At 42.1% G+C, this 7,204-nt stretch carries 7 protein-coding genes; 5 read left to right on the top strand and 2 right to left on the bottom strand.

The window, feature by feature from the left end; translation table 11 throughout:
- Positions 1–529: 529 nt before the first annotated feature.
- On the bottom strand, positions 530–1,411 hold the full coding sequence (locus tag Xsto_RS00770; protein ID WP_169926567.1) for a DMT family transporter: 882 nt from the start codon (positions 1,409–1,411) through the stop codon (positions 530–532).
- A gap of 302 nt (positions 1,412–1,713) precedes the next feature.
- On the opposite strand from Xsto_RS00770, the gene Xsto_RS00765 reads away from it, so the two are divergent.
- From Xsto_RS00765 to Xsto_RS00755, 3 genes are all read left to right on the top strand, one after another.
- On the top strand, positions 1,714–3,051 hold the full coding sequence (locus Xsto_RS00765; RefSeq protein WP_099123798.1) for an aminotransferase-like domain-containing protein: 1,338 nt from the start codon (positions 1,714–1,716) through the stop codon (positions 3,049–3,051).
- 192 nt (positions 3,052–3,243) lie between these two features.
- Entirely contained in the window at positions 3,244–3,993 is a 750-nt protein-coding gene (locus Xsto_RS00760; protein ID WP_099123797.1) for an SDR family NAD(P)-dependent oxidoreductase, read from the top strand.
- A 91-nt stretch (positions 3,994–4,084) separates the two neighbouring features.
- A complete protein-coding gene (locus tag Xsto_RS00755) occupies positions 4,085–4,552 on the top strand; it encodes a MarR family winged helix-turn-helix transcriptional regulator (protein WP_099110277.1) in 468 nt (155 codons plus the stop codon).
- Between the two features lie 76 nt (positions 4,553–4,628).
- Here the strand turns inward: Xsto_RS00755 and Xsto_RS00750 are convergent, their stop codons facing one another.
- Positions 4,629–5,132: a GNAT family N-acetyltransferase gene (locus tag Xsto_RS00750; protein WP_099110189.1), complete on the bottom strand. Its 504-nt coding sequence runs from the start codon at positions 5,130–5,132 to the stop codon at positions 4,629–4,631.
- Between the two features lie 155 nt (positions 5,133–5,287).
- On the opposite strand from Xsto_RS00750, the gene Xsto_RS00745 reads away from it, so the two are divergent.
- Positions 5,288–5,872, top strand: coding sequence for a TetR/AcrR family transcriptional regulator (locus Xsto_RS00745; protein ID WP_099123796.1), 585 nt, complete (start codon positions 5,288–5,290; stop codon positions 5,870–5,872).
- Between the two features lie 55 nt (positions 5,873–5,927).
- On the top strand, positions 5,928–7,031 hold the full coding sequence (locus Xsto_RS00740; RefSeq protein ID WP_099123795.1) for an alkene reductase: 1,104 nt from the start codon (positions 5,928–5,930) through the stop codon (positions 7,029–7,031).
- Positions 7,032–7,204 lie beyond the last annotated feature (173 nt).

The following is a 7,204-nucleotide window of genomic DNA, read 5'->3' as shown; positions in this document are numbered from 1 at the left end:
TTTATAGTTCCAGAATCTCAGGGATTAATCTGTCAACTAAAAACCTGATACAATTCATTTCATTATGAAAGTGGGCATGTAATAACAGGCACAGATATAGCGCTGCATTCTGTATACAAATGCTTCATTCAGAACAAAATTTGTATCTAGGTTATTTTTTAAAGCGCGAGGATAGTGCTTAACTTGCACATCAGGATGCCAACGGAGGTGGCATTAATAATACGTTATCAAAACTAAACCAATGAACTTAAACAGAAACAAAATAATGAAAAAATTATTATGTTTTTTTGTTTTACCCATGTATTGCTTGAGTCCAAAAAGATAAAAGAATTAAGCTTGATCGGCAGTTTAATGTGGCAGGAGTAACGAGTGGTTATAATAATATTACTAAATGTTTATAGGGAACATTAACGTATTATTAAATCAAGGGGGGAACTAAACGGCTGAAGTGTGAACCGACGGAGGGAACATCAACACGATGAATACCACCTTCCTAAGCGGTAAGAAGATGGTTTCACCTGATCGGAAGCTATCTTGCAAATCGTCGGGAACCAAAGACACAGAAAACTACACCAATCGTTACAATAACCATAAGGAAGCTTACAGATTCACCCAGCAAACTCGCAGCTAAAGCCAGACCTAAAAAGGGTTGAAGTAATTGAAGCTGACCGACAGCAGCAATTCCTCCTTGTACTAAACCGCGATACCAGAAAATAAACCCGATCAGCATACTGAAGAGTGAAACATACCCAAGACTTATCCAGGCAGGCATACTGACGTTTTTAAATGTATCCGGTATATATATCAATGTCAGAATCAGCATGATGGGTAATGAGATGAGTAAGGCCCAACATATCACCTGCCAGCCACCCAGTTCCCGGGAAACCTTTGCGCCTTCCGCATAACCAAGCCCGCAGACAATGACAGACGCCAGCATTAATAGATCTCCGGTCAGTGAAGCGCTTGAATCCTGAGTAAATGCGAACCCCACAACCAGTGCACTGCCGATGACAGAAAACACCCAGAAAGCAGGGCGGGGACGTTCTCCTCCACGCCATACACCAAAGATGGCTGTTGCCAGAGGCAGTAAACCCAAAAATACAATGGAGTGAGCAGAAGTTATATATTGCAGTGCCAGTGCGGTGAGAAGAGGGAAGCCAACGACCACACCGATAGAAACGATAACCAGAGACGCGATTTGTTCTAACTTAGGGCGCTTTTCTTTTAAAATTAATAAGATGACCAGAGCCAATAAACCGGCAATGGATGCCCGGGCAACAGTCAGAAACACAGGGTCAAAATCCATTACTGCCACTTTTGTTGCAGGTAAAGAGCCACTGAAAATCAATACACCAAGAAAGCCATTAAACCATCCGTTCGTTCTATCCTGTTTCATGGTTAAACTTTTCATGTTTGTTCTGAAACCTCATGTAATTAGATTCTATACCAACTCGACTTCAAGATACGTGTCTATCTCCCCGCACCGCGGGGAAATATAAGAACTCACCTCATATTACCCGTTGTAACTTGGAGTTTATCGAGTATCTAACTGAAGCCTATAAATAAAATACTGACCAACCTGTGATAACGATAAATCATGATATTGCTCACATTCATGACAATCAAATTATTGTCATGAATACATTTCCGTACAAATCGCATATAAATCAGGCGTTATCATGAGAAATGCACTGAAACCGGAGGCTTTTTTTAATGGCACACTCTCGATATAAATTTATAGTTGATAAATTTGCTGCTGATATACGAACGGGCCGTTTGCCTCCCGGAACACGCCTGCCTACTCACCGACAGCTAGCTATTGATGAAAAGATGTCTTTAGTCACAGCAACCCGGGTTTATACTGAACTTGAAGCGATGGGACTCGTGAGTGGGGAGACAGGGAGAGGGACATTTGTCCGGGAAATATCATTACCTGCGGATTTGGGTCTAGAACACCATGTAGCTTCAGATATGGTTGATTTAAGTTTTAACTATCCCTCTTTTCCCTCCCAGACAGAATTGTTGCGAAATTCCCTCCGCCAACTGGCGACTTCCGGCGATCTTGAAGCATTACTTCGTTACCAACCACATGGCGGGCGTTTGCATGAACGAACGGTGATAGCGCAATATCTGAAAACAAGGGGATTAAAGAGTATCACGACAGATAATACCCTTATCGTTAGCGGTGCTCAGCATGGTTTAGCCACAACAGTTATGGCTATGTTGAAACCCGGTGATGTAGTTGCAGTAGATACTCTGACTTACCCGGGTTTTAAAGCGCTGGCAAAGACTTATCATCTGGAGCTTGTTTCAGTTCCTGCTGGTAACGAGGGGACTGATCTGGATGCCCTGGAAAAGCTATGTCAGCGTCGGCATGTCCGGGCGTTCTATACCATGCCTACATTACACAATCCATTAGGATGGGTGATGAGCCGGCAACATCGGCAACGTCTGGTGGCGCTGGCACGACAATATAACCTGCTGCTGATTGAAGATGGTTCTTATGCTTTTCTTGTCGAGAATGCACCGCCGCCCTTAGCGGAACTGGCTCCTGAATCCACAATCTATGTTTCTGGTTTTTCAAAAAGTATTGCGACCGGATTACGCGTTGGTTTTATTGCTGCTTCGGTAGAAAAGATCCCCGCACTTGAACGGATAATCAGGGTAACAACATGGAATACCCCGGCTTTAATTACCGCCATTACCTGTGAGTGGATCACTAACGGAATGATCACCCAGTTAGAAGAAGATAAACGTCATGATGCACAAGCACGTCAACTCATTGTTAAACGGGTCTTTAAAGGGATGAGATATATCAGCCATCCATCATCCTATTTTGTCTGGCTTCCGCTGGATGAGGGGGTAAGGGCAGATCAGGTTACAATGGCTTTAATGAAGGAGCATATATCAGTATCCACAGCCGAGCCGTTTGCTACATCTTCATATGTGCCACATGCAATCCGTCTTGCTATCGGTTCGATAGAACAAAAATCCCTGCAAACGGTACTGGAAAAAGTAAAAAGCATTGTCAGTCTGTATTCGTGTTTATGAAATTCTGCATTTATAGTTTCTTAATGGAAACTAATATTCTGAAAACACGGATATCATCCTCGTGAATTTTTTAACAAACATCAAATATATTTTCTAAGTGGAAACTATATTGCTGACAAAAATTGTCACTATCGGCTGTTAAAGTCAGATAAATCCATGTGTCTCAATAGTAAAAATGATACGGAGGGATTTATGAGTTTTAACAGTCGGGTAGCTATTATTACTGGTAGCACAGATGGGATCGGAGAAAAAGTTGCGGACATTTTATATGCAAAAGGGGCCAGTGTTGTCATTGCATCCAGATCTAAGTTTTCAGTTGAAAATAAGGCTAAATCCTTATCACCTGATGGTAAACGTGCTCTGGGTATTCAGTGTGATGTGTCTGATCCAGCCCAAGTTTGCCGTTTAATTGATAACACAGTGAATTATTTTGGCAGGCTGGATTTTGCGGTCAATAGTGCCGGAATAACTGGTGAACATAATAAAACCATACCAGAGCAAACACTGGAGAATTGGGATCGGGTTATTTCCACCACATTGAGCAGTGTTTTCTATTGCATGAAATATGAAATACCCGCGATGCTGAAATCAGGAGGAGGGGCGATAGTTAATTTGTCAGCCGTTAATGGGTTCGTTGGTATTGCTGGCTTATCGCCTTACACCGTAGCAAAGCATGGCGTGATTGGTTTAACGAAAACCGCCGCACTGGAATTTGCATGTAAGAATATCCGGGTAAATGCAGTTGCCCCTGGTTATGTTAGTACTCCAAAGATAAATGAATTTCCAGAAGAAGTATTACACCGCTTTTCAGACTGCCACCCCATGAAAAGAATGGCTAAAATGGAAGAAGTTGCTGAATTTATTTCATTTCTTTTATCAGGAAAATCCAGCTTTTGCACAGGGGGGATTTATCCTGTTGATGGAGGATATTTATCACAATAGTGGAGCAATTTGAGTAAAAAATTTAGACAGTGGCGGGATGATTTTCTCCTGCCATTTACCGTTAGCTGAATCACAAAAAGAAAAGCGTTATATGAAAACGGATAATCAGAACACTCATGATATTGCGATAACACCTTTTGGAGATGCATTGAGCAGGCTCCAGTGCGTTCTTGTTGCAAGAAGAACGATGGTAAACCCTGAAGGCGTTTCCTGGGCTCAATATGATGTATTACATTTACTCCGGCAATATCAATCCATGAACCCCGGCGTTATTGGCGAAAAGCTCGGTTTTACCCGCTCAAAAACATCGAAGATTTTACGCTCACTTAAAGATAAGGAGCTGGTTAAACAAGAATCGAGTGAGCATGATAAGCGCGAACTGCTCACTAAATTAAGCCCGAAGGGATTGGTATTCTTGCAGCGAACCGAAGCAAGTAAATGCAATATGGCTGATATTGTCACATCGCATATGTCTCAGGGCGAAATTGCTATATTTACAGAGCTATGTCATCGGGCAGCAGATCTTTTATCCGCGAATACACTCATTCGTAACGAATGATTAAATCTTATGAAGCAAAAATCACGTTTCGCTGTAAAAACGGGTTGAAACGTGATAATTGGTTTTGAATTAACACTTAGATGAACAGACACATCAAGATATTATTGACGTATTTTTCTTCATTAATTTTTAATGAGATAGGCTCCTTCCCATATACCTTGAATCCCATTTTTTCATATAAATGAATCGCTGAGACATTCTCTTCAACCACAGCTAATGATAACTTTTTAACGTTACTTTTTTTCAGTAATATTATTAAGTTATCCATTAGCTTTTCGCCAACTTTCAAACCACGATAACCCGGTTTGACATAAAAACCCCAGATAACTCCTTTATGTAAGGTTTTATAGTTGCTATTTTGCTGAAATCCAATCATACCAATTAACTCATTATTTAAATAAGCGCCCAAAATCAAAGAACCCGTTATTCTGGTGATAAACTCCTGCTCATTTTTAGTTGATTCCTCTTGATACGTTGAACCAAAAGATTCGGGATTGATGTACAAAGATTCAAGCCGAAGTTCTCGGTAATCTTTAACGTCACTTTTTCCTAATACTCTGATAAGTGGTAACGATTCCATACCTGACACCTCAACTAGAAAAGGAAGATATGTGATAAACAAAATTTACCAGTCACGCATCAGAAACAGACCAATGCTATTTCATAATCAGTTGTGAAATTTATAAGACAAATAACTAGACGACCAGTCAGTATTATGATTATGATAAAAGCATTATGAAAAAATCTGCATCAGACACAAGGCAACATATTCTGAATGTTGCCAAATCAATTATCGCTCACAAAGGTTACACTGCCGTTGGGTTGGCCGAACTGGTCACAGCTGCCGGTGTCCCCAAAGGTTCATTTTATTACTATTTCAAATCAAAAGAAGAGTTTGGACAGATCTTGTTGAAGGAATATTTCAATGAATATTTGTCCAGGGCCAGAACACTTTTATCCTCAACCGAAGGCACCGCTCGTGAGCGTTTGCTCAACTATTTCCGCGTCTGTTCTGAAATACAGACAACAGGCCAGCCTGAAGATAAATGCCTGACGGTTAAATTAGGGGCTGAGGTCTGCGACCTTTCTGAAGGAATGAGAGCAATTCTTTGTCGAGGTACTGTCGACATTATCGATCAACTGACACAGTGTATTGAGTCAGGGCAGAGTGATAACTCTATCTCAGCGGATATATCGCCTCGCGTACTAGCTGAATCACTATATCAACTATGGCTGGGGGCATTTCTTGTCGCTAAAGTAGCTAAAGATACCGCTCCATTTGACTCCGCCATAGAGACGACCCAGCGGCTACTATCGTAGTCGCATTTTTTTTATCTTTTTTATAGACGACTGGTCAATTATTAAAGGAAATATTATGGCTGACAATAGTATTCGTACCGACCTTTTTTCACCGGTTAAGTTAGGAGAAATCGAGCTTGCTAACCGTATTGTTATGGCGCCATTAACTCGGACTCGTGTTAATGAAGAAGGGGTGCCGAACGAAATGATGGTGACCTATTATACCCAGCGCGCCAGCGCCGGTTTGATCATTTCAGAAGCAACCAATATTTCAGCTCAGGGACGAGGATATGCCATGACCCCCGGCATCTGGACTGAAGAACAGGTAACTGAGTGGAAAAAAGTCACTAATGCCGTTCACGCAGTGGGTGGAAAAATAGTGATGCAATTATGGCATGTCGGCCGCTGTTCCCATGTTGATCTGCAACCTAACGGTGAATCGCCTGTAGCTCCCTCTGCTATAAAAGCAGCAGGAAATATTTATACCGTAAAAGGCTTGCAGGAAGCCTCGATGCCACGTGCCCTGAATACGGATGAAATTCCCGGCATTATTGAGCAATACAGGCACGCAGCAGAATGCGCCAAACGAGCAGGATTCGACGGTGTAGAAATTCATTCAGCCAACAATTATCTCTTGGAGCAATTCATACGCGATTCAACCAACCACCGAACCGATCAATACGGTGGTTCTATTGAAAACCGGGTTCGTCTGGTTCTGGAAGTGGTAAAAGCTGTTACCGGCGTATGGGGAGATGGTCGGGTTGGCATCCGGTTATCACCTGTTACAACCGAAGTCGGTGAAACTCCACTTGATAGCAATGTTATGGCGACTTATAGCTATCTGGTCCGACAACTAAACCCATTCAAACTGGCTTACCTACATTTTGTGGAAGGAACAACAGGGAAAGACCGTCTGATTCCTGAAGGTGTTGATTTGGATGCTCTACGCTCTCTGTTTGAAGGAGCTTATATCGGTAATAATAACTATGACTTCGAAATGGCCATTTCCCGCCGTTCGGAAGGAAAAGTTGATGCAGTTGCATTTGGACGTCCGTTTATTTCTAACCCTGATCTGGTAAATCGCCTGCGTTATAATATTGAACTGACTGGTCTGGATCGTAATACCCACTACGGTTCTGGAGCAGAAGGCTATATTGACTGGCCGACCGCAAATTATTAGTTAACCTGAATTCTGGATAAGAAATTGACGAGAGGCCTGTTCCAGGAGCAAAGTTTTGGTGAAAGCCTAAAACGACTCCGGGGAGGAACAGGCCATGGACAAGTTAGTTGAAATTTTCTGCGATGTCGACGACTTTTGTCGTCTTTTCATCCCCCAGTGGGCGCAGTTTTGTC

It is taken from the genome of Xenorhabdus stockiae (genome assembly GCF_002632825.1).
Lineage (GTDB): Bacteria > Pseudomonadota > Gammaproteobacteria > Enterobacterales > Enterobacteriaceae > Xenorhabdus > Xenorhabdus stockiae.
This window is presented reverse-complemented; position numbering and strand designations above follow the sequence as displayed.